The organism is Corynebacterium sp. HMSC06D04 (assembly GCF_001807315.1).
Lineage (GTDB): Bacteria > Actinomycetota > Actinomycetes > Mycobacteriales > Mycobacteriaceae > Corynebacterium > Corynebacterium simulans.
The window spans coordinates 17,871-44,771 of record NZ_KV788535.1 but is presented as its reverse complement, the minus strand read 5'-3'; the positions used below and the strand labels follow the sequence as shown (position 1 = coordinate 44,771).

24 protein-coding genes and 1 pseudogene are annotated in these 26,901 nt (G+C 59.8%); 14 read left to right on the top strand and 11 right to left on the bottom strand.

What is annotated here, in order from left to right:
* Positions 1-4 precede the first annotated feature (4 nt).
* The 5 genes and pseudogenes from HMPREF3155_RS04585 (at position 5) to HMPREF3155_RS04570 (ending at position 5,979) form a co-directional block, all read left to right on the top strand.
* Complete coding sequence (locus HMPREF3155_RS04585; RefSeq protein WP_070432695.1) at positions 5-997, top strand: FecCD family ABC transporter permease; 993 nt, start codon at positions 5-7, stop codon at positions 995-997.
* On the top strand, positions 997-2,001 hold the full coding sequence (locus HMPREF3155_RS04580; RefSeq protein WP_062042088.1) for a FecCD family ABC transporter permease: 1,005 nt from the start codon (positions 997-999) through the stop codon (positions 1,999-2,001). The genes HMPREF3155_RS04585 and HMPREF3155_RS04580 overlap by 1 nt, the downstream gene beginning before the upstream one ends.
* A gap of 15 nt (positions 2,002-2,016) precedes the next feature.
* On the top strand, positions 2,017-2,817 hold the full coding sequence (locus HMPREF3155_RS04575; RefSeq protein ID WP_061920704.1) for an ABC transporter ATP-binding protein: 801 nt from the start codon (positions 2,017-2,019) through the stop codon (positions 2,815-2,817).
* A pseudogene (locus tag HMPREF3155_RS13280) lies at positions 2,818-3,693 on the top strand (siderophore-interacting protein); the annotation flags it as partial.
* A 99-nt stretch (positions 3,694-3,792) separates the two neighbouring features.
* Positions 3,793-5,979 carry an NADP-dependent isocitrate dehydrogenase gene (locus tag HMPREF3155_RS04570; RefSeq protein ID WP_070432703.1) on the top strand — a complete coding sequence of 729 codons (2,187 nt, stop codon included), beginning with the start codon at positions 3,793-3,795 and terminating at the stop codon, positions 5,977-5,979.
* Positions 5,980-6,088: 109 nt separating this feature from the next.
* Here the strand turns inward: HMPREF3155_RS04570 and HMPREF3155_RS04565 are convergent, their stop codons facing one another.
* Positions 6,089-6,871 (bottom strand): MerR family transcriptional regulator, encoded by a 783-nt coding sequence (locus HMPREF3155_RS04565; RefSeq protein ID WP_062035786.1) that lies wholly within the window; start codon positions 6,869-6,871, stop codon positions 6,089-6,091.
* A gap of 78 nt (positions 6,872-6,949) precedes the next feature.
* Here HMPREF3155_RS04565 and HMPREF3155_RS04560 point away from each other — a divergent pair, with 78 nt between their 5' ends.
* A complete protein-coding gene (locus tag HMPREF3155_RS04560; RefSeq protein WP_070432694.1) occupies positions 6,950-9,004 on the top strand; it encodes a M3 family metallopeptidase in 2,055 nt (684 codons plus the stop codon).
* A gap of 66 nt (positions 9,005-9,070) precedes the next feature.
* Here HMPREF3155_RS04560 and HMPREF3155_RS04555 read toward each other — a convergent pair whose 3' ends face one another.
* The 3 genes from HMPREF3155_RS04555 to pdxS form a co-directional block, all read right to left on the bottom strand.
* Complete coding sequence (locus HMPREF3155_RS04555; protein ID WP_062039135.1) at positions 9,071-10,087, bottom strand: HNH endonuclease signature motif containing protein; 1,017 nt, start codon at positions 10,085-10,087, stop codon at positions 9,071-9,073.
* An 86-nt stretch (positions 10,088-10,173) separates the two neighbouring features.
* Positions 10,174-10,767: a pyridoxal 5'-phosphate synthase glutaminase subunit PdxT gene (gene pdxT / locus HMPREF3155_RS04550; protein ID WP_070432702.1), complete on the bottom strand. Its 594-nt coding sequence runs from the start codon at positions 10,765-10,767 to the stop codon at positions 10,174-10,176.
* 49 nt (positions 10,768-10,816) lie between these two features.
* On the bottom strand, positions 10,817-11,725 hold the full coding sequence (gene pdxS / locus HMPREF3155_RS04545; RefSeq protein WP_061920831.1) for a pyridoxal 5'-phosphate synthase lyase subunit PdxS: 909 nt from the start codon (positions 11,723-11,725) through the stop codon (positions 10,817-10,819).
* An 81-nt stretch (positions 11,726-11,806) separates the two neighbouring features.
* Between pdxS and HMPREF3155_RS04540 the strand changes: the two genes are divergently transcribed.
* Positions 11,807-13,123: a MocR-like pyridoxine biosynthesis transcription factor PdxR gene (locus tag HMPREF3155_RS04540; RefSeq protein WP_070432693.1), complete on the top strand. Its 1,317-nt coding sequence runs from the start codon at positions 11,807-11,809 to the stop codon at positions 13,121-13,123.
* A 166-nt stretch (positions 13,124-13,289) separates the two neighbouring features.
* Here HMPREF3155_RS04540 and HMPREF3155_RS04535 read toward each other — a convergent pair whose 3' ends face one another.
* Genes HMPREF3155_RS04535 through HMPREF3155_RS04525 form a run of 3 tightly spaced genes read right to left on the bottom strand, consistent with a single transcriptional unit; the run spans position 13,290 to position 17,434 of the window.
* Positions 13,290-14,129, bottom strand: a complete 840-nt coding sequence (locus tag HMPREF3155_RS04535; protein WP_061920695.1) for an SPFH domain-containing protein — start codon at positions 14,127-14,129, stop codon at positions 13,290-13,292.
* On the bottom strand, positions 14,129-14,776 hold the full coding sequence (locus HMPREF3155_RS04530; protein ID WP_061920693.1) for a hypothetical protein: 648 nt from the start codon (positions 14,774-14,776) through the stop codon (positions 14,129-14,131). Before HMPREF3155_RS04530 ends, HMPREF3155_RS04535 begins: the two co-directional genes overlap by 1 nt.
* Before the next feature lie 9 nt (positions 14,777-14,785).
* Complete coding sequence (locus tag HMPREF3155_RS04525; RefSeq protein WP_061920691.1) at positions 14,786-17,434, bottom strand: nitric-oxide reductase large subunit; 2,649 nt, start codon at positions 17,432-17,434, stop codon at positions 14,786-14,788.
* A gap of 403 nt (positions 17,435-17,837) precedes the next feature.
* Here HMPREF3155_RS04525 and HMPREF3155_RS04520 point away from each other — a divergent pair, with 403 nt between their 5' ends.
* From HMPREF3155_RS04520 to HMPREF3155_RS04510, 3 genes are all read left to right on the top strand, one after another.
* The gene (locus HMPREF3155_RS04520) at positions 17,838-18,047 is read left to right on the top strand and encodes a hypothetical protein (RefSeq protein ID WP_061920689.1); all 210 of its coding nucleotides are present in this window, start codon (positions 17,838-17,840) and stop codon (positions 18,045-18,047) included.
* A 143-nt stretch (positions 18,048-18,190) separates the two neighbouring features.
* Positions 18,191-19,528: an O-acetylhomoserine/O-acetylserine sulfhydrylase gene (locus tag HMPREF3155_RS04515; RefSeq protein WP_070432692.1), complete on the top strand. Its 1,338-nt coding sequence runs from the start codon at positions 18,191-18,193 to the stop codon at positions 19,526-19,528.
* A 13-nt stretch (positions 19,529-19,541) separates the two neighbouring features.
* Entirely contained in the window at positions 19,542-20,693 is a 1,152-nt protein-coding gene (locus HMPREF3155_RS04510; protein ID WP_070432691.1) for a homoserine O-acetyltransferase MetX, read from the top strand.
* On the opposite strand, the gene HMPREF3155_RS04505 is transcribed toward HMPREF3155_RS04510, so the two are convergent.
* Together HMPREF3155_RS04505 and HMPREF3155_RS04500 are read right to left on the bottom strand one after the other, a co-directional pair.
* On the bottom strand, positions 20,690-21,016 hold the full coding sequence (locus tag HMPREF3155_RS04505; protein ID WP_061920683.1) for a DUF3017 domain-containing protein: 327 nt from the start codon (positions 21,014-21,016) through the stop codon (positions 20,690-20,692). The two genes, HMPREF3155_RS04510 and HMPREF3155_RS04505, sit on opposite strands and share 4 nt — an antisense overlap.
* Positions 21,017-21,874, bottom strand: a complete 858-nt coding sequence (locus HMPREF3155_RS04500) for a bifunctional methylenetetrahydrofolate dehydrogenase/methenyltetrahydrofolate cyclohydrolase (protein ID WP_061920681.1) — start codon at positions 21,872-21,874, stop codon at positions 21,017-21,019.
* Between the two features lie 24 nt (positions 21,875-21,898).
* Between HMPREF3155_RS04500 and HMPREF3155_RS04495 the strand changes: the two genes are divergently transcribed.
* From HMPREF3155_RS04495 to HMPREF3155_RS12610, 4 genes are all read left to right on the top strand, one after another.
* Complete coding sequence (locus HMPREF3155_RS04495; RefSeq protein WP_061920678.1) at positions 21,899-22,369, top strand: tRNA (cytidine(34)-2'-O)-methyltransferase; 471 nt, start codon at positions 21,899-21,901, stop codon at positions 22,367-22,369.
* Positions 22,370-22,447: 78 nt separating this feature from the next.
* Entirely contained in the window at positions 22,448-22,714 is a 267-nt protein-coding gene (locus HMPREF3155_RS04490; protein WP_061920677.1) for a FeoA family protein, read from the top strand.
* 2 nt (positions 22,715-22,716) lie between these two features.
* Positions 22,717-24,663, top strand: coding sequence for a ferrous iron transport protein B (gene feoB / locus HMPREF3155_RS04485; protein WP_070432690.1), 1,947 nt, complete (start codon positions 22,717-22,719; stop codon positions 24,661-24,663).
* Entirely contained in the window at positions 24,660-24,947 is a 288-nt protein-coding gene (locus tag HMPREF3155_RS12610) for a hypothetical protein (RefSeq protein WP_062035793.1), read from the top strand. The genes feoB and HMPREF3155_RS12610 overlap by 4 nt, the downstream gene beginning before the upstream one ends.
* On the opposite strand, the gene HMPREF3155_RS04480 is transcribed toward HMPREF3155_RS12610, so the two are convergent.
* The gene (locus HMPREF3155_RS04480; RefSeq protein WP_082787632.1) at positions 24,910-26,373 is read right to left on the bottom strand and encodes a PH domain-containing protein; all 1,464 of its coding nucleotides are present in this window, start codon (positions 26,371-26,373) and stop codon (positions 24,910-24,912) included. The genes HMPREF3155_RS12610 and HMPREF3155_RS04480 overlap by 38 nt on opposite strands.
* On the bottom strand, positions 26,370-26,819 hold the full coding sequence (locus HMPREF3155_RS04475) for a PH domain-containing protein (RefSeq protein ID WP_070432689.1): 450 nt from the start codon (positions 26,817-26,819) through the stop codon (positions 26,370-26,372). The genes HMPREF3155_RS04480 and HMPREF3155_RS04475 overlap by 4 nt, the downstream gene beginning before the upstream one ends.
* Positions 26,820-26,901: the final 82 nt, after the last annotated feature.

Sequence of the window (26,901 nt, the reverse complement as noted above, 5' to 3'; positions counted from 1 at the left end):
TTCCATGACGGCTAAAAAGACCGCCGTCAGCATCGGACTATTGGCCGCCACTGTTGCCGCAGTGGTGGCTTCGGTCATGTTTGGCGTGCGCACGATTTCCCTATCCGACGCCCTCTCAGCGCTTAGCGGTTCCACTGCCACCGCCAGTGAGGCCGCCGCCTACTTGCGCGTGCCCCGCACCGTTTTGGCACTATTCGTCGGAGCTGCACTCGCCATGTCGGGCACCACGTTGCAAGCCATGACCCGCAATCCCCTCGCCGACCCCGGCATCTTCGGCATCCTGTCTGGTGCTTCCCTCGCTGTGGTCGTGGGTATCGCGTTCTTCGGACTCTCGCGCCCTGTTCCGACGATGATTGTGTCCATCATCGGTTCTTTCGCGGCCGCGGCGTTTGTTTATTTCGTCGGTTCCCTAGGCCACGGAGGCGCTACTCCCCTAAAGCTCGCGCTGTCCGGCGCCGCTACAGCCGCGGCCTGCTCGAGCTTGGTCAGCGCCGTGCTTTTGCCCCGCACCGATGTCATGGACCAGTTCCGTTTCTGGCAAATTGGCTCCGTTGGCGGCGCCCAGTGGCCGCATATCGCTATGGCCCTGCCTTTCCTAGTGCTGGGTCTTGTCATCGTGTTGGCCTGTTCGACAGCGCTCAACGCACTTGCGCTTGGCGACGACGTCGCCACCGGCCTCGGCATCAACGTCCTGCGTGCGCGCCTAATCTCCGTTGTCGGGACAGTCATCTTGTGCGGCACGGCCACGGCGCTCGCCGGCCCCATCGCTTTTGTGGGACTTATCGTCCCGCACGTGATGCGCTTGGCCCTAGGAACCGACCATCGACTTCTCCTGCCGATGACCGGCCTCGCCGGCGCCTTCCTGCTCGTCGCAGCCGATACTTTGGGCCGCATCGTCGCACGCCCCAGCGAGATTGCCGTCGGAATCCTCACCCCGCTTATCGGAGCGCCATTGTTTATTTGGATCGTCCGTCGCACAAAGGTGCGTGATCTCTAATGCAAACACTCCAGCAGCAGCGCCGTGCCCGCACTCGTTCTTTTGCCTGGTGCCTTAGCGCGCTCATCGCTCTCATCGTAGTGTTGTGGGCCGCCAGACTCATGTTTGACGAGACCTTCTACGGCCCCCAGAAGATCCTCCAGGTCTTACTCGGAGAGACCGTTCCCGGCGCTTCCTTTACCGTCGGCGAACTACGCCTGCCGCGGGCCACCGTGGCCGTGGCTGCAGGAATCGCTTTCGGCATCGCCGGTGTGACCTTCCAAACCATGCTGCGCAACCAGCTAGCCTCGCCGGATATCATCGGCATCTCCTCCGGCGCCTCAGCCGCAGGCATTACGGCAATCGTCTTTTTCAATGCTTCCCAAACCACAGTCTCGATTTGGTCGCTGCTGTGTTCCCTCGCTGTTGCCGGAGCCATCTATTTGTTGTCGCTCAAGTCAGGTTTTACTGGCACCCGCCTGATTCTCATCGGCATCGGTATGTCCGCAATCTTGCAGGCCTGGACGAACTTCGTGCTATCGAAAGCACCGTCTTATGACCTGCCCACGGCCACACGGTGGATTACGGGCTCACTCAACACCATGTCTTGGCAGCGTGGCCTCCCCCTCCTCGTGGCGGTAGTAGTCATCGCGCCGGTCATGGTTATGCTCGGCCACAAACTCAACGTGCTACGGCTTGGCGACGACCTCGCCGTCGGACTCGGCCTCCGCCTTAACGCTGTACGCGTTACGGCAATTGTCGGTGCGGTCATCCTCATCGCAGTGGCCACCGCTTCGACAGGCCCCATTGCATTCGTGGAATTTATGGCAGGGCCAATCGCCACCCGGCTTTTCCGTCAGGGACCTTCGATGATCGCTCCCGCCGGTGCCATCGGCGCCATCCTAGTTCTTGCTGCGGACATGGCCGGACAATACTTCTTCGGCACCCGCTATCCGGTCGGAGTCGTCACCGGTGCGCTCGGCGCTCCCTTCCTTATCTATTTGCTTACCCGTACCAACCGTTAGGACACCGTCGCCACAATGAAACAATCAGCACAACTTTCCGCGCAGGAAATCACCCTAAGCTACGGCGAGCACGACATCTTAAGCGATCTATCCCTCTCGCTCGCCCCAGGAAAGATAACCTCCATCGTCGGCCCAAACGGCTGCGGTAAGTCGACCCTCCTACGTTCGCTCTCCCGCCTGCTAAAGCCAACACACGGCGACATTTTCCTAGACGGTAAGGAGATTGCCGACATCCCGACCAAACAGCTCGCCACGTCGCTGGGCTTGCTACCGCAATCACCAATCGCGCCGGACGGAATCGTGGTCGCGGACCTCATCGGCCGCGGGCGTACTCCGCACCAGGGGCTGCTTGGCCGCTGGAGTCAGGAAGACTACGCAATTGTGGAAGAATCGATGGAGCTGACGGGCGTCGCCAGCCTGGCGCAGCGCTCCATCGATGAGCTCTCGGGCGGCCAACGCCAACGCGTGTGGATCACCATGGCACTAGCCCAGCGCACCGACATCTTGCTCTTGGATGAGCCCACCACCTATCTCGATATCAAGCATCAGCTCGAAGTCCTCGACCTGCTGGTGGACTTGAACGAAAAGCATGACACCACCATCGTGATGGTCATCCATGACCTCAACTTGGCTGCCCGGTACTCCGATGCGCTCATCGCTGTTAAAGATGGCACGGTCTACGCTCAAGGCACCCCGCAGGAAGTTTTGACACACCAGACCGTGCACGACGTGTTCGGTGTTGACTCGGTCATCGTTGATGATCCAGTCTCGGGGCTGCCGGCTGTCATGCCGATTGGGAAAAGGAGGGTGAAATAAGTGGCCTATCAACCATTCCGCGCGACCGTCGTCGACTCCACGCGGATTTCGCCAAGCTTTCAACGCGTACGCCTGTCTGGATTGAAAGAAATGGGCCCTGCAGGTGCGATCCACGATCTGCGCATCAAGCTGATCATCCCCGGCCCTGCCGGCCTGCCTGAACTGCCTGCCGCAGAAGATTGGTTCAGTTCCTGGCAAAAGCTCGACCCGGCTACCCGCGGAGCGATGCGCACATATTCTGTACGCGATTTAGACCGCGAAAACGGCATCCTCACCGTCGACTTCGTCCTGCATACTGCCCCTGGGCAAACCGGGCCAGCATCTTCTTGGGCACACGCGGCCAAACCCGGCGATAGCATTTACGTGATTGCTCCCCACGCCACCGACGCCCCAGGCCCCGGCATCGAATTCCAGCCCGGCGAGTCCCGCGAAATCCACATTCTGGGCGATGAAACCGCACTGCCTGCAATCGCCCGCATCCTCGACGAATGGCCGGCGGGGCTGACCGGCACCGTGCACATTGCGGTGCCCTACTTCCAGGATGCCCAAGCACTCGCTGCTCCAGCCGGTGTCAAGGTGGAATTCCTCCCGCACGACGAAGCCTCACTTATCGGCGCCCTCGCCCACCTCGCAGGTCTTCCCTCTCCCGCCCCTGCCGATAAAGACTTACAACCGAACTCCTTAAGCAGCGTCGTGGAGCGCGAAATCCTCTGGGAAACCCCCGCCTATTCCTCTTCCGGTGAAGAACTAGGCGAGCGCGCTGCAAGCGATGCGTATTGGTGGATTGCGGGAGAAAGCGGCGTCGTCAAGCGTATGCGTCGATTGCTGGTTAAAGAGGCCGGCGTGCCCCGTTCGGCTGTGTCTTTCATGGGATATTGGAAGCGTGGGGTCTCTGAGGGGTGGTCGTCAACGCCGCGAATACTAAGTAGGTATTCTGGTAGGTCGAAACATTTTCACGTTTTAATTAGGAGAATCATGGCAAAGATTATCTGGACCCGCACGGACGAAGCTCCGCTGCTTGCAACCTACTCTTTCAAGCCGGTTGTTGAGGCCTTCGCCTCCACCGCAGACATCGAGGTAGAAACCCGCGATATCTCCCTGGCCGGCCGCATCCTGGCGCAGTTCCCGGAGCGCCTCGGCGACAAGAAGGTCGAAGACGCCCTCGCTGAGCTGGGCAAGCTGGCTAAGACTCCGGAAGCTAACATCATCAAGCTGCCGAACATCTCCGCTTCCCTCGTCCAGCTAAAGAAGGCAATCGCTGAGCTGCAGGCTGCAGGTTACGACGTCCCGGATTACGAGGACGCGCAGGAGGCCTACGCTGTGGTTACCGGTTCCGCTGTGAACCCGGTGCTGCGTGAGGGCAACTCGGACCGCCGCGCTCCCATCGCAGTGAAGAACTTCGCGAAGAAGTACCCACACAAGATGGGCGCTTGGTCTGCTGATTCCAAGACCAACGTGGCCACCATGTCTGATAACGACTTCCGTCACAACGAGAAGTCCGTCATCCTGGAGCAGGATGACACCCTTTCCATCAAGCTCGTTGCTGAGGACGGCACTGAGACCGTCCTGTTGGAGAAGCTGCCGGTTCTAAAGGGCGAGGTTGTTGACGGCACCTTCATTTCCGCAAAGGCTCTGGATGAGTTCCTGAAGGCTCAGGTTGCACGCGCTAAGGAAGAGGGCGTTCTCTTCTCTGCTCACTTGAAGGCCACCATGATGAAGGTCTCTGACCCGATCATCTTCGGCCACGTTGTGCGTGCTTACTTCGCTGATGTCTTTGCACAGTACGGCGAGCAGCTTGAGGCCGCTGGTCTCAATGGTGAGAACGGCCTTGGCGCTATCTACGTGGGCCTGCAGTCCCTCGAGAATGGCGAAGAGATCAAGGCCGCATTCGACGCTGCTCTCGAAAATGGTCCGGACCTGGCTATGGTCAACTCCGCTAAGGGCATCAGCAACCTGCACGTCCCATCTGACGTCATCATCGACGCTTCCATGCCGGCCATGATCCGCACCTCCGGCCACATGTGGAACAAGAATGATGAAGAGCAGGACACCTTGGCTGTCATCCCTGATTCTTCTTACGCTGGCGTCTACCAGGCAGTTATCGATGATTGCAAGGCGAATGGCGCTTTCGATCCTTCCACCATGGGTACCGTTCCGAACGTCGGCTTGATGGCTCAGAAGGCTGAGGAGTACGGTTCCCACAACAAGACCTTCAAGGTGCCGGAGAACGGCACCGTGCAATTGACTAACTCCGCTGGCGACGTCCTCATCGAGCACGACGTCGAGGCAGGCGACATCTGGCGCGCTTGCCAGACCAAGGATGCTCCGATCCAGGATTGGGTCAAGCTGGCTGTTAACCGCGCTCGCCTTTCCGGCATGAAGACCATCTTCTGGCTGGACCCGGAGCGCGCACACGACCGCAACATCACCTCCTTGGTTGAGAAGTACCTCCAAGACCACGACACCGAGGGCTTGGATATCTCCATCGCCTCCCCGGTCGAGGCAACCAAGATCTCCATCGAGCGCATCCGTAAGGGCGAAGACACCATCTCCGTCACCGGCAACGTGCTGCGTGACTACAACACCGACCTGTTCCCAATTCTCGAGCTCGGCACCTCCGCAAAGATGCTGTCTGTGGTTCCGCTGATGGCTGGCGGCGGCCTCTTCGAGACCGGTGCAGGCGGATCCGCTCCGAAGCACGTTCAGCAGGTTGAGGAAGAAAACCACCTGCGCTGGGATTCCCTGGGCGAGTTCCTTGCTCTGGCTGAGTCCTTCCGCCACGAGCTCAATGCGCACGGAAACACTAAGGCAGGCGTACTTGCCGACGCCCTCGACAAGGCCACCGAGACCCTCCTCGACGAGGGCAACTCCCCGTCCCGTAAGGTCGGTGAGAACGACAACCGTGGTTCTCACTTCCACTTGACCCTCAACTGGGCGAAGGAGCTGGCTGCTCAGACCGAAGATACTGAGCTGGCCGAGACCTTCAAGCCGGTTGCTGAGGCACTCGAGGCTAAGAAGGACGAGATCCAGCAGGGTCTGCTCGATGTTCAGGGCTCCCCAGCTGATCTGGGCGGCTACTACGCACCGGACGAGGAAAAGATTTCCTCCGTCATGCGCCCGGTTGCTGCCTTCAACGAGATCATTGACGGTCTGAAGAAGTAAACCGTAACAATTCGGCTCCCTTCTCTTACGGAGGGGAGCCTTTTTGTTGCTCGAGTACGGCGCTGAGTTGAGCTCAGCGCTTAGGCTTGCTTGGTGCGTTTGAGCATCACTAACGCCATTGCGCGGTGTCTGGGTCGATTCCCGCGGCGTGTGCGGCGGCGTTAATCGCGTCTTGGAGCCACTGCGCAAGACCTGGCGCCTGGGAATCGTAGTGAGCGCGGAAACGCTCGTCGGCGGTGTAGCCGCGCGCGATAAGCACATGTTTGGACTTCGATACCGGAAAGTGCTCACCTAACAATTCGCGGTGTCGCTCTACCAGCTGTAAAGCTTCCGGCGCTGCGGGGTCCATTCCGGCCGTACAAGCAGCGGCTAGCTCACGCTCGAGTTTTTCATGGCGTTGCTTAAGCTCTTCCCAGTCTGCCACGTTGCGGCGGGCTGCATTGCGCTGGGAGATAGCCCAGTCTTCCGTATCGCCATAGGTTTCTTCGGCTTCGGCGTGGTGTTCGGCGAAACTATCGCCAAGCACTGCCGCAATCTGCGAAACCGAGAGATTGTTGTTATTCATGGTTTCCTCCAAAAGGGCATCGAGTGCGCGCACTTGTTCATCAAGGCGGCGTTGTTTTTCCATGAGCATCGCCTGTTGGCGGCGTAGGTGTTCCACCGGACTATCTCCCGCTTCCAGGGCCGCAGCTATATCTTTAAGCGGCATCCCCGTAGCGCGGTAGACCACAACTCTTTGCGCCCGTGCGATGTCTTGCTCCGAATAAAGCCGGTAGTTAGACCACGTACGAGCGTTCGGTATAACAAGTCCGCGTTCTTCCCAGTAGTGCAGAGTACGTACGCTGACTCCCAGAAATTCTGCGGCTTCGCCTACTTCCATGTGTATGCTCATACCAAAATTTCACTCCCTTACGTCGCGTGAGAGTCAAATCACTCCGCTTCAGCCCCTTATTGGGTACATTGCTCACTTATGAGTAATCCACTACTTTCTCCGTCTACTCTGCCCTACCAATTGCCACCTTTTGCCGAGATTAAAGAAAAACACTTCCTCCCGGCTTTTCACAAGGCTCTTCAGCTTCATGATGCCGAAATCGCCGCCATCGTAGATAATCCCGCCGACCCGACGTGGGAAAACACCGTCGAAGCACTAGAGAGCTCCGGACAAGACCTGGAACGCGTCATTGCTGTCTTTGCGAATCTCTCCGGAACCGATATCACCGACGGTATGGAGGCCATCGGTTCGCAGCTATGGCCAGAGCTTTCCGCCCATCAAGATGCGATCTATCAAAATGCGGTTCTCTACGCCCGTTTGAAGGAAGTGGGCGTAGACACGCCCAAGGACGAGGAATCCCAACGTCTATATGCTCATTTGCTGCGTACGTTCGCTCGCAAAGGCGCGGACTTAGATTCCGCAAGCAAGGCCCGGCTTTCGGAAATCAATCAGCGTCTTTCGACTCTGTCTGAGGAATTCGGCCGAACGCTGATGGAATCAACCCGAAAACTCGCGGTGGAGCTCACGGAACAGGAGTTGGAGGGCCTGCCGGAGGAGAGGAAGGCCTCCGCGAGCGCGGATGCAAAAGCTCTGGGTCGTGAAGGCTTCGTGATTCCTCTAGAGCTGCCAACTGTGCAATCGGAGCAGGCCCGTCTCGTGCAGCCGGAGGCTCGTGCGAAGCTTTATGAGGCGTCTGCTCGCCGCGGCGAAGGAAACGCAGAAGGTCTCATCGAGGCCGTACAGCTACGTGCCGAGCGCGCGGAACTTTTAGGATTTACCTCGCATGCCGACTATGTCATCTCTGAAGAAACTGCCGGAAGCGCCCAGGCGGCTCGCGATATGCTCTTCCAACTAGCACCTGCGGCTGAGGCCAACGCAGAAGGTGAACAGAAGTTGCTCGCCGAGGCAGCGAGCCTGCGCGATGAGGACTTTAGCGCAGCGGATTGGCCATATTGGGAGTCGCAGGTGCGTGCCCGTGATTTCGCGCTGGACGAGGAAGAACTACGCAATTACTTCCCACTCGAACAGGTCTTGGAGGAAGGTGTATTCGCTGCTGCAAATCGTCTTTATGGCATCGTGGTTGTCCCACGCGATGACTTGGAGGGATATGCCGAGGGCGTGCGCGTGTGGGAGGTTTTCGACGAGGGCCAGGATCCCGCAACGGACAAGGACAATGGCATCGGCCTGTTTGTCACTGATTACTTCGGCCGCCCCACCAAACGCGGCGGGGCATGGATGAGCGAGTTTGTGGGTCAGGCAGGTCTGCTGGAGCACAAACCGGTGATCGTGAACGTCATGGGAATTACCAAGCCAGCCGATGGTTCACAGCCGCTGCTGAGCTTGGACGAGCTGCGCACCGTCTTCCACGAGTTTGGCCATGCGCTGCATGGTTTACTCTCGGATGTCCGATACCCCACTTTCGCAGGTACAAACGTCCCCCGAGACTGGGTCGAGTTTCCCTCGCAGATTAATGAGAACTGGGCATTGGAGCCGGCACTGGTGAAGCGTTACGCCCGCCACGTGGATACCGGCGAGGTCATCCCCGATGCACTCTTGCAGGCAGTTTCGGAAGCCAGCGAGTTCGGCCAGGGCTTTGCCACGGTGGAATACCTAGCGGCCTCGATTGTGGACTTGGCGTGGCACTCGCTTTCATTCGACGAAACCGCAGACCTCAAGGCGGCGGAGGTTGCGCAGTTCGAGAAGCAAGCCCTAGCCAAGGCCGGGCTGAACAACCCGCTTATCGCGCCGCGCTACCGTTCCCAGTACTTCAACCACATCTTCGCCGGCGGATACTCTGCAGGCTATTACTCCTACCTCTGGGCCGAGGTCCTCGACGCCGATGGATTTTCTTGGTTCAAGGAAGAAGGCGCCGGTGACTCGGACGAGCAAGCTCGTGCAGCTGGCGAGAAATTCCGCAAGCTCATCTTGTCCAAGGGCGCATCGCGCGATTTCACCGAAACCTACCGCGAACTGCGTGGCCGAGACAAGGACGTCGAGCCGCTGCTCAAGCGCCGCGGCCTCGCTGGTGCTTAAGGCATGCGTGTAGGCGCAATCGCCCAAGCGATTGCGCTAGTTCTGGCAACTACAGCTGGGTTACTGCTAGGTAACGAAGGTAGGCGGAGCTTCGTACGGTGGCTGCCATGCCACCCGCCCGCCGATGCGGAGCATGCGCCCGCGTTCGGGAGGCGCATTCGGGTCATCGCCGTTTACACCGTTGTGGTAGGAACACAGCGGAACCATATTTGAAACGTTGGTTTCGCCACCGTGGACCCAAGGCTCGATGTGGTGTATCTGGCAACGCTCAGCCGGAACTTTGCAATCCGGCCAGGCGCAGGTGGGGTTTTCTGCTGACAACATCTTTCGCTGCTTCGGCGAAGCAAAGCGCGACATGCGGTATAGATCCACCGGCCCTTCCTCGCGGCTAATCAGGGTAACGAATCCCTCGCCGGAAAAAGTACGCTCAAGATACTCCGCACCAGTCATTGTGGCACCGGAGGTAGTGCGCAAAATAACATCGCCATCATCGCGACCATTACCGCGCTGCAGCTCGCAATAATCCTCGAGATGGACTACCACCATCGTGGTAGCCTGCGTGCGCACTCCGCCCTCGGACTGCGATTCCAAGAAGCTCGCGCCGGGGCGAGACTGGTCGATGCCTTTGAATACATCCGTAATTCCCATCGAAGAACCAGTGACAGTCAGCGTGGCCAGACCATTGGGGTGCTGGCGCAAAGTAGCACGTTCAGATGCTACCCGCGGCGGCTGCATCTCCTTCAAGCGTTTGCGCGCGAGCCTTTCTACCTCTGGCGACGCCGCCGCGCAGAGTTCGACGCGCAAATTCCACGCCGCGACTTTCTTCTTAACTCGCGAAACAAAATGTTCGATGCGCCGCAGGGTGCTCAGGCTATGCTGCTGGTTTCGCGCGTGTGCAACGGCGGTGCGTTGCTTCTTGCTAAACGACGTCGGCCCAAAATAGGTGCTGTGTAGCGCCAGAAGCTCGGCGGCATCAGCAGACGTGGCACCTAAAGAAATCAGCTGTGCGGCAGACATGCCTTCGCACTCAGCGACGAGGTCAACGCCTCGGCTGAGTGCTGCAAGGTATGTCTTAAGGCTCATAGCCATCAAGCTACCCAGGCCTTCTACCAGCCACAACGCCTTGGCGCCCAGGATGGTCAAATTCGCAGCTATCTGACGGTTTATAGCTACACGCTTAAGCCTGCCAACCATCGCGCGTGGATGCGGTCATCGCCATTTTCTTCTGGATGGAAGCTCAAAGCGATGACGTTGTCTTCCCGTACTCCCACGACAACTGGAGTTCCGTCACTCTCAGGAACGGTGGCAATTACTTCCACCCCTGTGCCATGCGAGGTAACGATAGGCGCGCGGATGAAAGACGCCTCCACAGCCAGCTCCTCCTCATCCAAGCGCACGGGCACAGTGCGCTCTTCAGAGAAGCGCTGGTTCCCGAATCCATTGCGGCGCACGACGACGTCAAGTACACCGAGACTCTGTTGCCCAGGCGCCGGATTCTCCAGTTCACGGGCCAAGTAAATCAGTCCGGCGCAGGTGGCGAGGACGGGTAGGCCGGCACGGATGGCGTCGCGAAGCGGCTGCGCGAGCTCGAAGGCGCGGGCAAGGCGGTCGATGGTGGAAGACTCGCCGCCTGGAAGCACGATGCCATCAAGGCCATCCAATTCCCGGGGCAAGCGCACGCGGGTTACGTGTGCGCCGAGAGATTCCAGAATCGCCACGTGCTCCTCGACGCCGCCTTGCAAGGCCAGCACGCCAATCGTCAGCGCTTTGCCAGGCTTCGCCGCATTATCCGCCTTTTCCGCCGTATCTGTCTTACCAGCCACGTTCAGCCAAACGGTGCGGAGCCGGAACGTCAGCCACGTTGATGCCTACCATCGCCTCGCCGAGACCGCGGGAAATCTTCGCCAGCTCAGCTGGCTGGTCATACAGCGTGGCCGCTTTAACGATGGCCTCCGCGCGAGCAGCCGGATTGCCAGACTTGAAGATACCGGAGCCGACGAAGACGCCCTCGGCGCCCATCTGACGGACGAGTGCGGCGTCGGCAGGCGTTGCGACACCACCGGCAACGAAGAGCACGACCGGCAGCTTACCGGTCTCTGCCACCTCTGCGACAAGGTCGTACGGAGCCTGCAGCTCCTTGGCTGCGACATAAAGCTCATCGCGATCCAGGTGCTGTAGGCGGGCAATCTCGCCACGAATGGTACGCAGGTGCTTTACTGCCTCGGAGACGTCGCCGGTACCGGCTTCGCCTTTGGAACGAATCATCGCAGCACCCTCAGTGATACGGCGCAGCGCTTCGCCCAGGTTGGTAGCACCGCAGACGAAAGGCACGTCGAAGTCCCACTTGTTGATGTGGTTGACGTAATCGGCCGGAGATAGAACCTCGGACTCGTCAATAAAGTCCACACCGAGCTCGGCCAGGATCTGCGCCTCAACGAAGTGGCCAATACGAGACTTTGCCATCACCGGGATGGAAACCGCATCAACGATTCCCTCAATAAGGTCTGGGTCCGACATACGAGCGACGCCGCCCTGCGCGCGGATATCCGCTGGCACACGCTCCAAGGCCATGACGGCGGCAGCACCAGCATCTTCGGCGATCTTTGCCTGTTCCGGGGTAACGACGTCCATGATGACGCCGCCTTTAAGCATATCCGCGAGGCCGCGCTTGACGCGGGTGGTTGCAATCTTGGAAGTATTTTCAGTCTTGTTTTCAGCCATGCGAATCATCGAACCGCATAAAGTGGTCCACAACAAGGTCCAATCTAGGCCATTTGGATTAGACCACTTTAAGATGAGGATATGAATTTAGGCCTCGACCCGGACGATTCGCGGACGCTGCCAGTGCAGATTGCGGCAGCCATCCGCGAGATGGTTGCCACTGGCGCACTGCTGCCAGGCGAGCAGATAGATTCAACCCGCACCTTATCGGCGCAGCTAGGCGTCTCGCGCGGAACTGTGGTAACCGCTTTCGATCAACTCATCGCCGAGGGCTACCTCATCGCAAGCACCGGCTCCGGAACCCGCATCAATCCTCGCCTCCACCCCACCAAAGCCCCCGCGACCGCCCCGAAATCGCACACCCCACCGCCCCTCAACCGGGTGGAGCTAACCCCCGGCCTACCCGATACAACGAGCCTCATCACCCCCGAATGGCGTGCTGCCTGGCGCAACGCCGCCGCGCTTGCCAACGCTCCCCTTCTAACCCAAGAAATCGGTCACCACCTCCGCCACATGCGCGGCCTTGCGGTAGATCCGGATCGCATCCTCGTCACCGCCGGTGCGCGTGAGGGGCTTGCGTTGTTATTGCGGGGCGTCGCTAAGCAGCTGCGTATTGGCGTGGAATCGCCGGGTTATCCCAGTCTGCGCAAGGTACCGGAGGCTTTAGGCCATACCCTCGTGGAAGTACCTACCGATTCAGAGGGTGTGCGTGTTCCGCTAACGGACCTAGATGCGCTCATCGTCACTCCGAGCCATCAATATCCGTACGGCGATTCCCTCTCGGCTGCTCGTCGAACGGAGCTGGTGCGGTGGGCACGGGAGACGGGGGTACTCATCATTGAGGACGATTTCGACTCCGAACTGCGCTACGTAGGCCAACCTTTGCCCGCGCTGACTGCCCTCGAGCCCGAGCACACGGCGCTGTTGGGCACGTTTAGCTCGGTGATCTCCCCGACCATCGCTTGTGGATATCTCGTCGTCCCGGAGCACCTGCGCGAGCCGCTTGTGCAGCAGCGTCAGCTTTTTGGGCAGCCCGTGAGCTCTATTACCCAAGATGCGTTGGCGGGGTTTATGGCCAGCGGTGCGCTGCGCCGTCACACCGGCAAAATGCGCCGCGCTTACCGACGCCGCCGTGACCTAGTCACCGCCACCTTCCGCACGCTACCTGGCGTCGAGCTGCTACCAATTCGCGGTGGTCTGCACGCTGTGTTGCTCTGCGAACGCCCAGCGGCAGCGGTGGTCACACGGGCAGCGGAACAGGGAATCGGACTTACTGCACTAGCTGATTACTGGGGCGGAGAGGAAGCACCGAACGGAGTCGTATTGGGCTTTGGCCACCTCAGCGACTTGGAATTGGCGCTAGCACTCGCTGCGGTCGCAGAAGCCGCATCTCTTTAATGGGTAGGATCTCGCACTGATTGCGCACTCATGCGCGTGCGCAGCCAACCTGCCTACGAGCATGCCTGGCGGCACTGAGCCGCGTGCAGGAAAAGCCGAAAGGGCCACGCATAGAACGTGACCCTTTAGTTGCTGCGCTAACGGTTTACTGCGGCTGCCTAGGACGTTACTTATCCTCAGCCTTTTTAGCGCCGGCTAGCTGCGAGAAGTTCTCGTTGAAATCCTTAAATCCCTTCGAGAAGGTGCCGAGGTTATCCATGAAGCCACCCATGATGTCCATCGGCAGTGGGAAGACGATGGTGGAGTTCTGGTCTGCGCCTAACTCCAGCACCGTCTGCAGGTAACGAAGCTGCAAAGCCGCAGGAGCCTTACCCAGCTCCTCCGCGGCTTCTCGCAGCTCGCGGGAAGACTGCAACTCGCCGTGTGCGGAGATGACCTTGGCGCGACGCTCACGCTCGGCTTCTGCCTCGCGGGCAAGGGCACGCTGCATCATTTCTGGGATTTCCACGTCCTTGATCTCCACGATGCGGGTGATTACGCCCCAGCGCTCGGTCTGGCCGTTGATGATATTCGCAAGATCCTCGTTGAGTTCTTCGCGGTGTGCGAGGAGATCATCGAGATCCGCGCGGCCCAACAGGCTACGCAGAGTCGTCTGCGCGATTTGCGACGTAGCGACGGCATAGTTTTCCACTTCCAGCACGGCCTTGAGCGAATCCGTCACCTCGAACATGACCACGGCGTTCACGCGCACGGAGACGTTGTCCTTGGTAATGATTTCCTGCGGCGGGATGGTAAGTGTCACCACACGCTGGTCCACGCGCTCGAGCTTATCGATGCCCGGCCACATGAAATGCAGGCCCGGCTCCATGAGCGGACGCAGATGGCCGAATCGGAAGGCCACTCCGCGCTCGTACTGTTTGATGACTTTCAGCGAGTACATCAAAAAGACGATGATGAGCGCGACGATGATGCCGATGACGATCGGCCAGAAAACGAGTGCTGACATTAGCTAGCTTCTTCCTTCTTGCGTTCCGAGCGATAACGGCTGGACTTGCCGTACTTCGAACCATAGCGGTCGATTTGGGCGGCCAGCTCGGCTTCACGGTTGTCCATTTCGGGGACGACGATCTGCGGCGCATTCGATGGCGTATTCCACAGGTGGCGTGCCAACGGATAGACACCAAGACCGGTAATCACCAAGACGGTGGCAAGGGTGATAAGCACCTCGGACAGCGAGTGGTTGGTAATTAGGGACGACAGCGGGAGCAGGTAGCCCATAGCGGCCACCGCGAGGGCAATTCCGCGGTGGAAACGACCAGAGTCGGAGTGTGGCCATGGGTCGAGCTGCCGGGTGACTTCCCTGCCATGGTGGGAGACCGTGCAGGCATCCTTTACTGGACAGGTATTGCACACCGTGGGGTTGGCGCGGTAACGCATGACGCGGTTTTCCGGGTCAAAGCTCGACGGCCAAAGCCACTGATCTTCAGGGCACTGCCAGGCGTCGTGTTCCTCCAAGTAGCGGAAAGTGCCAGCGCGGTTAGCCATGGTGCGGTTGGCGGTTTGCTTCGCCATAGCATCAAAGCCCCACGCTACAACCAGAAGAAACAGGCCGTAGCACACCGCCAGGAGGGTAAAGATTCCTGGAGCTTGCATTATGTGTCCCTACTTCTTCTGATCCGGTTTATTCTGATTTGACCTTTTCTGGCCAGGATTACCGTCCGCCCGCTTGTCGGAGCGGTAGGTGCCGCCCCACTTGGTGCGCGATTCGAACTCTGGGTCCTGTGGGCCAGAAGCTGCAGAATCGCCGCGGCCCGAGTCCGGGGCTTGCTCTTCAACGAAGGCGCCACGCTCGTCGATGTAGCCATAGCGGCGGCCTGCCACTCGTCCAGTGCTGTGCGCGCCGTCGCGGGTATCCACACGACCCTTTCCGCCGGAGACAAGGCCGACGCTGGAGGCAGCGCCCGCGACGGGCACCTCGCCGGCGTGGTCGTCGTCGTCAGGCGCGATGATGCTAAACAGCGGATCCTTCGGGTGCTCTTCGATGGTCGGGATTTCCTTGTTAAACAGCACGCCCTTGAGCGCCATCCACAGGAACGGGATGATGCCGGCTAAGAACATGACGTCGCCAGGCATGCGCAGCCACTCCATGATGAAGTTGCCAGGCTCGGTGATGTAGCCCAGGGAACGTGCCTCGACGTATCCGGAAGCCACGGATTCGTAGAGCTGCATAACGCCCAACGGGAGCAGCGAAATAACAACCATCCACAGCAGACCGATGTTCTGCAGCCAGAAGGACCACGCCATGGCCTTGTCGGACCACTTTTCCTTCGGGATAAGGTAGCGCAGCGCGAATACGGACAGGCCGACGGCCAGGAAGCCGTAGACGCCCATCATGGCGCCGTGTGCGTGGTTTGCGGTCAGCGCGGTACCAATCTCGTAGTAGGAGACGATTGGCAGGTTGACTAGGAAGCCGAAGACGCCGGCGCCCAAGAAGTTCCAGAAGCCAACTGCAACCAGGAACATAACTGCCCAACGGTGTGGGAATGGGCGTTCGCCGGAGGCGCGCTGACGGGAACCGAGCTGCATGAAGGTCCAAGCCTCAACGGTCAGCAGGGTCAGCGGCACGACCTCGGCAGCAGAGAAGAAAGCGCCAAGTGCCATGTGCTCAACCGGGGTACCGGAGAAGTACAGGTGGTGCATAGTGCCCAAAACGCCACCGGTGGAGTACAAAATAATGTCCAAGAAGATGATGCCGAGGGCGATCTTCTCGCGGATGACGCCGAGAAGCACGAAGACATAGGCCACCATCACGGTGGTAAACAGCTCGAGGAAGTCCTCCACCCACAGGTGGACGACCCAGAAGCGCCAGAACTCGGCAACAGAGATATGGGTCTCGGAGCCAGCCAGGTTACCCACTGCATAGAAAGCAGGGATGGCGATGCCGGCGTAGAAGAACAGCCACGGCATATTGGACTTGTGTTCGTACTTCAGGCGGCCGCGCAGCTGGCGGAAGATGATGCCAATCCAGACAAACATGCCCACAGTGAGCAGAATCTGGAAGAAGCGCGGCAGGTCAAGGAACTCCCACTGCTGGGAGAACAGGGTGCCTTCCTTGATGTAGCCCATGGTGGACAGCCACTCGAAGGCCATGGAGCCAAAGACCACAAACGCGATGGCACCGAGCAGGAACCAAACCAGCCAGTGCTGCTTCTTCGGTTCCTTCTTGCCCACGAAAGAGGCCAAGAAAATACCGGCAGCAAGCAGGCCGCCTGCAGTCCATAGCAGCGACAGCTGGAGGTGCCAAGTACGCGAGACGTTATACGGCAGGATCTCCTGCAATGGGATACCGAAGAAGCCGGTTAGCTCCGTGCGGTAGTGCTGTGAGGCTGCACCCAGGAGCGCCTGGATGAGGAAGAGCAATGCGATGACAAGGACAAACCATGCCACGACCTTCTGCGACTTGGTAAGACCTACCTCGCCCGGCTGGGTGAAGTCGAGGTTTGGCGCCTCTTCTGCGTGCCAACCAATGGACTTAGACCAACGGCCATAAATCGCGAAGATAAGGCCGGTGCCGCCGATCAGCGCGATGAGCGAGAGCACAGACCAGACCACGAGGTCTGCGGTCGGGCCGTTATCCACGCGTGGCTCAGCCGGCCAGTTGTTGGTATAGGAGTAATCGTGGCCCGGGCGCTCTGCCGCAGAAGCCCATGCAGTCCAACCGAAGAAACCAACAAGGTTGTTGATCTGCTTTTTGTCTGTAATGAACTCAGATGGAAGTCCCTTGTTATGAGAGTCTTCGCCAAAGTACTTCGCGTAGTAGTCCTTGTTGGACTCGAAAGCAGCGATTTGGTTATCGGTCCACTTCAGTACACCAGTTGCTTCGTCGTAGCGGTTGGTGCGGAACTCCTGCTGGACTGCTTCTTCTGGAGTCGCGTCCGGGGAGATGAAATCGGGATAACCGTTGGCGTCGTTAAGCTCGCGTGCCTTATCCAAAGACATGCGGAGGTATTCCGCCGTGTAGTCAGGGCCTAAGTAGGCGCCGTGGCCCATGACGGAGCCGTATTGCTGCAGGCCGCGGGTTTGGTAGAGAGCCTGACCGTTCAGAATCTCATCCTTGGTCAGGATGGTCTCACCGGTGGTTTCGGAAACAATCTTTTCCGGAAGAGGCATAGACGCGTTGTAAGTGCGGTACGCCAAGAAACCCATGACTAGAAAGCCAAAGATCATGACTAAGGCGACGCCCTGCCCCCACACGCTGCTGAGCTTAAGGACCGGCTTGCGGCGGTCCTCGTGGCTAGTAGTGGTGGACATATATTTTCCTGTCTTCTCAATGTGCTGACGCTTAGACTGCGCGCCAAGGTGTCCCGAGGCAGAAGGCACCCACACCGATTATGGACGGAAAAACTAGAGTTAAATAGCTGGGCGCGCGCCCACCTTCCCCAAAGGCGGTCATACGGAAGGTTGACATCCGCCAATAGCTAGACCATTCCCCCATTGCTGACTTTCAGCTAATTTTTATATCTCCCCAAGTAAAACGCAATAATGTACGTCGACCACACCTCCCGATTTGCTTTGTCTTTAAAGCGATTTCCCAACGATGTTAATTCGATCACCATTCGCAAAGCACTGCAAAAATCAGAGTACATAGAGGTTAACGCCACCAACCCCAACCTCAAAAGTTGTTTAATTCGGATTTTGTCGTATTATTTTAAGCATGACTTTCGCAGAGCACACCAAGCGCAACTGGCTAATCACCCTCTTTGCCACCATCTTCCTTGCGGCGATTGTTTCGATGATTTTTCTGAACGACCCACACCAAACCGTCACGGTCGCAATGGTCTTCATTGCGGCTGCCTTACTACTCTTCGGCGGAATCCTAGGCGGCTGGTACCTCATCCATCAGCGCGCGGGCTCCCAAAAATAGACACGCGCTAAACTCACACCGCGACTAGCGGTCGGCTACCTGCCGACCGCTTTGTCTGTTTTTATTCATTTCACTTGCTGGGCAAACGTCAAATTTTCTCCACATCCATGCCCATTATGAACCGCTTGGTCTAGTCTTTGCTCATGGCTACAAAATACGACACCAGCAACTTAGAAAACCTCGCCCTCGCTACCCGCTGCCTGCACGTAGGCCAGGATCTCGACGGCTCCACCAACTCTCGCAACATTCCGATTTACCAAACCACCTCCTACGTCTTTGATTCGGCCGAGCATGCCGCCGCTCGCTTTGCGCTTGCCGACGCCGGCCCCATCTACACCCGGCTGACAAATCCCACGGTGGACGCACTCGAGCGTCGTCTAGCGGCGCTCGAAGGCGGCGTAGCCGCAGTCGCCTTTGCCCCTGGCCAGGCGGCAGAAACCGCCGCCATCGAAACGCTGGCTGGCGCGGGCGACCACATCGTGGCCTCCCCTCGCCTCTATGGCGGAACGAATAGCCTTTTTACCCATACGCTGCACCGTCTCGGCATTGAAGTAACTCTGGTCGAGGAACCCGATGATCCGCAGTCATGGCAGTGCGCTGTGCGCGGAAATACCAAGGCTTTTTATGGAGAGACCTTCGGCAACCCGGTGGCAGATGTGCTGGATATTCCGGCAATCGCTGAGGTAGCGCATGCAAACCAGGTGCCGCTGATTGTGGACAACACCATCGCTACCGCGGCACTGGCGCGCCCGTTAGAGCTCGGCGCGGACGTCGTCGTCGCCTCCACCACCAAATTCTATTCCGGCTCGGGCTCGGCCATCGGTGGCGTCATCGTCGACGGCGGCACCTTTGACTGGACCGTTCAGCGCGACGGCAAGCCGGTGTTTCCGTTCTTCACCGAACCCGACGAAAGTTACCATGGCCTGCGCTTCGCAGACCTCGGCGAACCGGCTTTCGCACTGCGCGCCCGCGCTGGCATCCTCCGCGATACGGGCGCCGCAGTCTCGCCTTTCAACGCTTGGCTGACCTTAACCGGGCTGGAAACTTTGGAGCTGCGCGTGCAGCGCCACAACGAAAATGCCCAGGCAGTTGCGGAATTCCTCGAGGCGCATCCGAAGGCGGCCAAGGTCAATTACGCCGGCCTCGACTCGAGCCCGTATAAGACCACCAAGGAAAGGCTCGGCTACCAATACACCGGTTCGGTACTTTCTTTCGAAGTGGCCACCGAGTCAGGCGAACCCGCAGCGGCCACAGAAACCGCCTGGAAGTTCATCGATTCCCTCAAGCTGCATTCCAATCTGGCCAACATCGGTGATACCCGCTCGCTTGTGGTGCATCCGGCTACCACCACCCACTCGCAATCCAACGAGGAGGGGCTGCGGGTAGCTGGCATCACCCAGGCCACGATTCGCCTCTCCGTTGGCATCGAAGCAATTGACGACATCATCGCTGACCTCGAGCGCGGCTTCGCGGCCATCTAATCAAGAAGTCGCCATGACTGTGCCCAACTTGGCTTGTGAAGGTGAGCTCGAAGAAGTCGGCGTCGGCAAGCTGCGTACTGAAGCAGGCGCTGAAATTCCCGAGGTGTGTATTGCGTATCAGCGGTGGGGCGAATTCGCCGGTGACCCGCACGGCAAGAATAACGTCCTGCTCATCGAGCATGCACTGACCGGCGATTCCAACGTTGCCGACTGGTGGGCCGACCTGCTGGGCCCAGGCGAGGCTTTGGATACGCGAAAATGGTGCGTGATCGCCACCAATGCGCTGGGCGGCTGTGCTGGTTCCACTGGGCCCGCCAGCGCGCATCCCGACGACGGCCGTGCCTGGGGTTCGCGCTTCCCCGCGCTATCGATTCGAGATTTGGTGAGAACGGAAAGGCAATTCCTAGAAGCCCTCGGAATCACCCAGGTCCATGCCATCATCGGTGGCTCCATGGGCGGGGCGCGCACACTGGAGTGGACGCTGCTGTACCCGGAATCCATAACCGCGGCCTGCGTCATTGCGGTATCAGCGCGGGCTTCGGGCTGGCAGATCGGCATTCAATCCGCACAGATTTCTGCCATTGAGCGCGACCCGTTCTGGCACGGCGGGGATTACTACGCAAGCGGCAAAACGCCTCGCGAAGGGCTCGCCGCCGCACGCCGGATTGCCCACCTCACCTACCGCGGCGAACAGGAAATCGACGAGCGCTTCGGCGTCCAAGCACAACGCGGCGAGAATCCGCTCGGGCCTTACCGCGCGGGGAACCAGCGTTTCGCGGTCAACTCCTACTTGGACTATCAGGGAGAAAAACTCGCCCGCCGCTTCGACGCCGGCTCCTATGTAACGCTGACGGAGGCGCTCAACCGCCACGACGTCGGCCGCGACCGCGGCGGCCTCAACAAAGCACTAGCAACATCGACTGTTCCCACGATGGTAGTCGGCGTGGACACGGACATCCTCTACCCGTATCACCAGCAGGAACATATCTCGCGCAACATCGGCAACCTGCTGGCCATGGCAAAAATCGTCTCCCCCGTCGGTCACGATGCTTTCTTGGCCGAAGCCCGCCAGATGGACCGAATCTTGCGTAACTTCCTTACGCTCTCGGCACCTGACGGACTGGAGTTGGAAACGGCGTTTAGCGGCAGCGAGTACTACATCTAAGACCCCAACGCATCGACTGAAACCGACAAAAACACCATCACGGCACCAATAACGCCGCTAAAGCACGCATCAAAACGGCGCGATCGGACCGCGAGGATGCCGACGATTTTCGAGTCACAGCTAAGCCGCACCAACGAAAGCCAAAGCAGGCCTGCACCAAGGACTACCGTGGCGCGGCGCCAGTGCTCGGAAATCGCGAAAACCGCAGAAAGCGCAACGGCGGCACAAAATAGCCCCACGGCCGCCCACTGCACGGACGCGGGTAGGCGGGAGGGCCGCAGGTTGGCGTCGTGCGGGTTATCGAGGTTTAGCTCCGGGGCCATCTACTGCTGGCCCGCCAACTTTTCTGCGCGCTCCACGATGTTAGACACCAGGAATGCGCGGGTCAGCGGGCCGACACCGCCCGGGTTCGGCGAGACGAAGCCGGCCTTGTCCCAGACGTCTGGTGCGACGTCGCCAGCCAACTTGCCATCAACGCGGGAAACTCCGACGTCGAGAACCGCGGCGCCTTCCTTGATCATGTCTGCGTTGAGCATATGTGCCTTGCCGGCCGCTGCGATGATGACGTCGGCAGCGCGCGTCTCGGCAGCCAAGTCCTTGGTACCGGTGTGGCAGAGCGTAACGGTGGAATTTTCACTGCGGCGGGTAAGCATCAAGCCGATCGGACGGCCAACAGTCACACCACGGCCGATGACGACGACCTTCGCTCCATCCAGCTCCACGCCAAAGCGACGCAGCAGGTGAATGCAACCATTCGGGGTGCACGGCAGCGGGGCATCCTCGTTCAAAACCAGCTTGCCCAGGTTGACCGGGTGCAGGCCATCGGCGTCTTTTTCCGGATCAATCTTGGCCAGGATCTTGTTTTCATCCAGGTGCTTAGGCAGCGGCAGCTGCACGATGTAGCCGGTGCAGCCGTCGTCTTCGTTTAGCTCGTCGATGACCTTTTCCAGCTCCTCCTGGCTAATATCCGCCGGAAGGTCCTTGCGGATGGAGTTGATTCCCAGCTGTTCGCAGTCGCGGTGTTTCATCTTCACGTAGGAGTGCGAGCCCGGGTCATCGCCCACCAGCACGGTGGCCAGGCCAGGCTGGATGCCCTTTTCCTTGAGGGCCTCGACGCGGGTTTTCAGATCCGCGAAGATCTCGTCGCGGTACAACTTGCCATCTAGTTTGGTTGCGCTCATGCGCTCCATCCTAGACTTATGCCCATGAGCCAGCTGCACATCGTCTTTGATAATCCCGTGATCCCCACCAATACCGGCAACGCAATCCGCACCGCCGCCGTCACTGGAGCGTCCCTGCATCTCATCGAACCGCTCGGATTCAACTTCGATGACAAGCACCTAAAGCGCGCCGGCCTGGACTACCACGACCTTGCTGACCTGCACATCCACAAGGACTTCGACGCTTGCATGGACGCACTGCCCGGCGCGCGCGTGTTTGCTTTTAGCACGCATACCGATAAGTGGTTCACGGACGTCGAGTTCCAAGAAGGCGATGTCCTACTCTTTGGCACCGAGCCCACCGGCTTGCCGCCAGAGCATCTTAATCACCCACGTATCACCGAGCAGGTGCGCATCCCGATGGTCCCGGCGCGCCGTTCGATGAACCTGTCTAACGCGGCGTCGACAGCCGTGTATGAGGCTTGGCGCCAGCTGGGGTTTAAGGGCGCTGTCTAGGACAATTGTCACAACGATTAGGTAAACCATCATTCGGTTAGGGTAACTTTATAACCGAATTTGAAAGGATGCCTAGTCATGTTGCCTTTGCACGTACGCTCAGGCGAGTCGACCTCCCACAACTCGGCCTACTCCCTGCCGGTCGGTTCTACTGTTACCCTGCGCCCCGAATGCCTGGATTGCGTGCATAATCCGGCCATGGCCCGCCGCTTGGGCGAGCTGGGCATCCGCCCGGGAGCATGCCTAACCGTCGGCGCGCATGTGGCAGGTGGCGCGCGCATCGTCGCGGTTGGCTCCTGCCGCTACGCCATTGACCGCCAGACGCTGCAATCAATCGGGGTTTAGTGATGAGTGCTGTAACGCCCAGCTGCCATGGAAATCCGGGCGGGGCGCTGGCTCCCGCGGGCGCTACCATCATCGCCATGGTGGGTGCTCCGAACTCCGGCAAGTCTACGCTTTTTAATGCGCTAACCGGTTCGAAGGTGCAGACCGGCAACTGGCCGGGCACGACCGTGGAGGTCAGCCGCGGCGCATGGAATATTGCGCATTCGTGTTGCCCGGCCGAGGTTGCCGATCTCATTGACTTCCCCGGCAGCTATTCTTTGGATCCGCTCAGCCCGGATGAGGCGCTCACGCGCACCATGCTTTACGACGCCGCCCCTGCCGAGCGCCCCGATCACGTCATCGTCGTGGTCGACGCGACTGCGGTTGCGCGCGGGCTCAACTTGGCGTTTCAGCTCGCAGAGCTTCCCTACCGGCTCAGCATCGCGCTGACCAAGCTGGACGTGGCACAAGACCAGGGCTTACAGGTGGATGCCGATGCGCTCGCGAGGGCCACGGGAATCCCGGTGGTCTGTGTGGATGGCCGCCGGCGGGAAGGATTGGAGCGCCTGCGTGAGACGGTGCAGGTTTCCCTCACTAAGGAGCCACAGGTCCTGCGCGAAGACGCCAGCATCGACGCCCGCTTTGCGGATCTCGACGCCGCCACCAAAGCAGCGGTGCACACGCAGTCCCAGCCGGTCACGCGTTCGCAGCGCCTAGATGCGATAGCGCTGCACCCGGTAGCGGGCCCGTTGCTTTTCCTCGCGGTGATGTGGCTAGTCTTTCAGATAACCACCACGGTGGCCGCTCCTCTGCAAGACGGCTTGGAGGCGCTCGTCTCAGGGCCCATCTCTGACGCAGCACGCCACCTGCTGGAGGCAATCGGCCTTCAGCATCCGCTGGTAGAGGGCTTGCTTGTCGACGGCCTTATTGGCGGCGTCGGCATGGTCCTCACCTTTGCACCCCTGATGGCGCTGATGTTTTTGTGCCTGGCCGTGCTGGAGGATTCTGGCTATATGGCCCGCGCGGCAGTGGTTACGGACCGTTTCATGCGCGCCATCGGCCTGCCAGGCAAGGCATTTTTACCTATAGTTGTAGGCTTTGGCTGCAACGTTCCTGCCATTGCTGCGACCCGCGTGCTGGGTTCGCCGCGGCATCGCATCATGACCTCGCTGCTTATCCCGTTTACCTCCTGCTCTGCCCGGTTGGTGGTCTTCGTGATGCTGGCGGAGACCTTCTTCCCGGGTCATGCCGGCAGCGTCGTTTTTTGTATGTACGTCATCTCCATCGCTCTGCTTATTCTGGTGGGATTGGTGCTGCGCGGCACGTTGTGGCGGGCTGTGCCGCAGGACCCGCTGGTCATCGATCTTCCGACGTATCAACTTCCCACCTTCCGCCTCGCCATGTCGGTGATGTGGACGAGGCTGAAGGGATTTCTGCAGACTGCCGGCGGCATCATCGTCTCCACGGTGGTGGTCATCTGGCTGCTCATGGCGATTCCCGTAGGCGCTGATGGGGTTTCCCTGTCTGACTACAAGTCGCCAGCTCCTGAGGATTCAGCTTATGGCGCTATCTCGCGCAGCATCGCTCCGGCCTTTGCCCCGGCGGGCTTTGATTCTTGGTCGCTCGCGGGCCCGCTAGTGACGGGGTTTGTGGCCAAGGAAGCACTGATTTCCACGTGGTCGCAGACCTACGCAGTAGACGACGTCACCGACGCCGCACCCGAAGAACAGGCATCGAGCCCCTTAAGCGAGAAGGTGCGCGCCGACTTCGCCACAGCCTCCGACGGAAATACGAACGCTGCAGTGTGGGCGTATATGCTCTTCCTGCTCGCCTATACCCCGTGCGTGGCAACGCTGGCTGCCCAGAAACGGGAGATTGGCTGGCGCTGGACACTCTTCGGTTTCGCGGTGCAACTATTTACCGCTTGGGCCTTGGCCGTGGTCGCCTTCCAGCTCTTGAGGCTGCTATGACCTCGCCCATTGCTCAGGTAAAGGACGCGATTTCCTCCGGCACCACCACCCGCGCCGGAATCGCGCACGTAACGGGCCTTAAAATCGGCACGGTCAATCTTGTGATTTCACACCTGCTCTCCACCGGGGAGCTAAACGCCGAAACGCTCAACTCCTGCCCCACCAGCGGATGCGGTTCCTGTACTGCTGCAGCCCACTGCGGCACAGCCTCCGCCAACCCCGGACGAAAGCGCGGTCCAGTCTTGCTTAGTCTGCGCCGGCCTCGCCCGGCGCCGGCATCGTAGCCTCGTGCTCCATCGAAGGCAGTTGGCGTTGCCGCAGGCGGGTGAGAAGCTCGGCGGCGTCGGCAAGCGCAAGCTGCTTTCCCGCCATTCCAACGGGACCCTTAACCAGATCGAAGCGGATGTTTTGCACGCCCAGCAGCTGATTGAGCGGGCCGGCTTGGACCGTCAGTTCCTGGATATGCGGAGTGCCCACGACCATCACCCGACGCGACAGTCTTCCTGAATGCACAACGGCGACGTCCTCGCCCACCAACGTGACCGCCTGCTGGCGCACATCCACCGGCGAGGCCAACCAGGCCTTACGCGGCGACACATAGGTGGGGTGGGTGTGCCCCTCTGGCTGGGCGTAATACTCGATCTGCGCGGCATCAAGATCGGAGACCAGCTCTAGTACGCGCAGCGCCTGCTCCCGCGTGCCCACCGGCAAGATGCGCGTGGAGCCCGACTGCTTGCCGCCGCCCACCGCGCCGTACCCGGCCACGGAAACCTGCACCTCGTACCAGCCAAACATGCGCCACAGCAGCGGCTGGGTAACCCGCACCGCATGAATGCGCGAACGCCGGATCGTCTGGCGGCGGCGGTCAGCCAAGCCGTAGGAGATGTTGAGTACCTCATCGTGGCCGTCGTAGCGGGATTGGAAGCGCCACGAGGTATCGATGAGATTCCAAATATTGGGCACAAAGCCCACCACGATGGGCACCGTGGCGGCGCGGAAATCCGGCAAAGCGAGGAAAATCGCCATGACTACAACCGCAATCAGCGTGGGCAAACGCAGCGCCTCCGCCGCCAGCGTGCGACCAACGGGGATTTCTGGAATCAGCTGCCAGCCCTGCTCTTCCGCCGGAGCTACCTGCCCGACCGCCTCGGAACCGGCATCCTCCGACACCGCCGAACGGCTATGCACGTGGGTCAGAAGCTCCTCGCGCAACGCCATGGCCTCTTGCCTGCGCAGAAAGGAAATCTCAATGACAGAGGCCGTGCCGCCGGCTGTTTCCACGCGCACTGCAGCCAGACCAAATAACCGCGCGATGACGGACTCCACCACGTCGACAGCCTGAATGCGGTCATAGCGTGCGGAGCGAAAAGACGTGGAAATCACGCCGTGGCGCAGCGCCACCTCATCGGGGCCGAGCTTATAGCCCAGCTTGCGCCACCAGATGGCGGAGACATACCAAATGCCCAGGCAGACCACGACGAAGCCGCCGAGCCCCGCGAGCGTTCCAAGGCCAATGTCACTCCAGTGCCCGCCGCGCAGGTAGGCCGCGATGTCGGAGAGCATCTCCAAGTTGAAGTTGAGCACGCAAATGGCCAGAAACGCGAAGATAACCGACCAAAAGCGCAGCAGCGGCGTCAGCCGGTGCACACGGCGATAGCCTTCCCTATCAACTGGGGCGCGGTCCTTGCCCAGCCGGTGCCGTCCGTTCACAGTCCGCTCATCCTCTCGCGCGCCTTCACGGCGAGGCGCTCGCGCAATGCATCGGCGTCAGCGGCTAAAAGGCCTGCAATTTTCGCATCTGAGCTTGTCGACGCCGTGTGAATCTTCACCCTTTTCAGCCCCAAGGACCGCTCGATGGGGCCGGCGGAGACGTCCACGAACTGGATGCGGCCGAACGGAACAATGGTCAGGCGGTACCACAGCTTGCCGCGGGTAATCACCAGCTCATCGTCAGTCTCCTTCCACCCCATATTCGCCACCTGCGCGGGGATAAGCCAGAGCAAGTAAACGAACCACACTCCCCAGGCTCCGGCGAACCAGTACCAAAATGAGCTGGCGAAGTATCCCGCAACCGCGAAAGCGATAGCAAAGCCTGCCGACCAGCTCAGGTGGTGAATATAGCGAGCTGTGGTCAGCTTCCGGGAGACCGGATGCATGTCTGGAGGAAGGGCGGAGCGCATGCCGCCTATGCTAACAAAGCCTCAGATTTCTTTACAAAGTGTTGGGTTTATGCAACAC

Bases quoted from the DNA above. Each gene is read 5' to 3' on its own strand.
- HMPREF3155_RS04585 (WP_070432695.1), top strand. From the start codon at position 5: ATGACGGCTAAAAAGACCGCCGTCAGCATCGGACTATTGGCCGCCACT.
- HMPREF3155_RS04580 (WP_062042088.1), top strand. From the start codon at position 997: ATGCAAACACTCCAGCAGCAGCGCCGTGCCCGCACTCGTTCTTTTGCC.
- HMPREF3155_RS04575 (WP_061920704.1), top strand. From the start codon at position 2,017: ATGAAACAATCAGCACAACTTTCCGCGCAGGAAATCACCCTAAGCTAC.
- HMPREF3155_RS04570 (WP_070432703.1), top strand. From the start codon at position 3,793: ATGGCAAAGATTATCTGGACCCGCACGGACGAAGCTCCGCTGCTTGCA.
- HMPREF3155_RS04565 (WP_062035786.1), bottom strand. From the start codon at position 6,871: ATGAGCATACACATGGAAGTAGGCGAAGCCGCAGAATTTCTGGGAGTC.
- HMPREF3155_RS04560 (WP_070432694.1), top strand. From the start codon at position 6,950: ATGAGTAATCCACTACTTTCTCCGTCTACTCTGCCCTACCAATTGCCA.
- HMPREF3155_RS04555 (WP_062039135.1), bottom strand. From the start codon at position 10,087: ATGAGCCTTAAGACATACCTTGCAGCACTCAGCCGAGGCGTTGACCTC.
- pdxS (WP_061920831.1), bottom strand. From the start codon at position 11,725: ATGGCTGAAAACAAGACTGAAAATACTTCCAAGATTGCAACCACCCGC.
- HMPREF3155_RS04540 (WP_070432693.1), top strand. From the start codon at position 11,807: ATGAATTTAGGCCTCGACCCGGACGATTCGCGGACGCTGCCAGTGCAG.
- HMPREF3155_RS04535 (WP_061920695.1), bottom strand. From the start codon at position 14,129: ATGTCAGCACTCGTTTTCTGGCCGATCGTCATCGGCATCATCGTCGCG.
- HMPREF3155_RS04530 (WP_061920693.1), bottom strand. From the start codon at position 14,776: ATGCAAGCTCCAGGAATCTTTACCCTCCTGGCGGTGTGCTACGGCCTG.
- HMPREF3155_RS04525 (WP_061920691.1), bottom strand. From the start codon at position 17,434: ATGTCCACCACTACTAGCCACGAGGACCGCCGCAAGCCGGTCCTTAAG.
- HMPREF3155_RS04520 (WP_061920689.1), top strand. From the start codon at position 17,838: ATGACTTTCGCAGAGCACACCAAGCGCAACTGGCTAATCACCCTCTTT.
- HMPREF3155_RS04515 (WP_070432692.1), top strand. From the start codon at position 18,191: ATGGCTACAAAATACGACACCAGCAACTTAGAAAACCTCGCCCTCGCT.
- HMPREF3155_RS04510 (WP_070432691.1), top strand. From the start codon at position 19,542: ATGACTGTGCCCAACTTGGCTTGTGAAGGTGAGCTCGAAGAAGTCGGC.
- HMPREF3155_RS04505 (WP_061920683.1), bottom strand. From the start codon at position 21,016: ATGGCCCCGGAGCTAAACCTCGATAACCCGCACGACGCCAACCTGCGG.
- HMPREF3155_RS04500 (WP_061920681.1), bottom strand. From the start codon at position 21,874: ATGAGCGCAACCAAACTAGATGGCAAGTTGTACCGCGACGAGATCTTC.
- HMPREF3155_RS04495 (WP_061920678.1), top strand. From the start codon at position 21,899: ATGAGCCAGCTGCACATCGTCTTTGATAATCCCGTGATCCCCACCAAT.
- HMPREF3155_RS04490 (WP_061920677.1), top strand. From the start codon at position 22,448: ATGTTGCCTTTGCACGTACGCTCAGGCGAGTCGACCTCCCACAACTCG.
- feoB (WP_070432690.1), top strand. From the start codon at position 22,717: ATGAGTGCTGTAACGCCCAGCTGCCATGGAAATCCGGGCGGGGCGCTG.
- HMPREF3155_RS12610 (WP_062035793.1), top strand. From the start codon at position 24,660: ATGACCTCGCCCATTGCTCAGGTAAAGGACGCGATTTCCTCCGGCACC.
- HMPREF3155_RS04475 (WP_070432689.1), bottom strand. From the start codon at position 26,819: ATGCATCCGGTCTCCCGGAAGCTGACCACAGCTCGCTATATTCACCAC.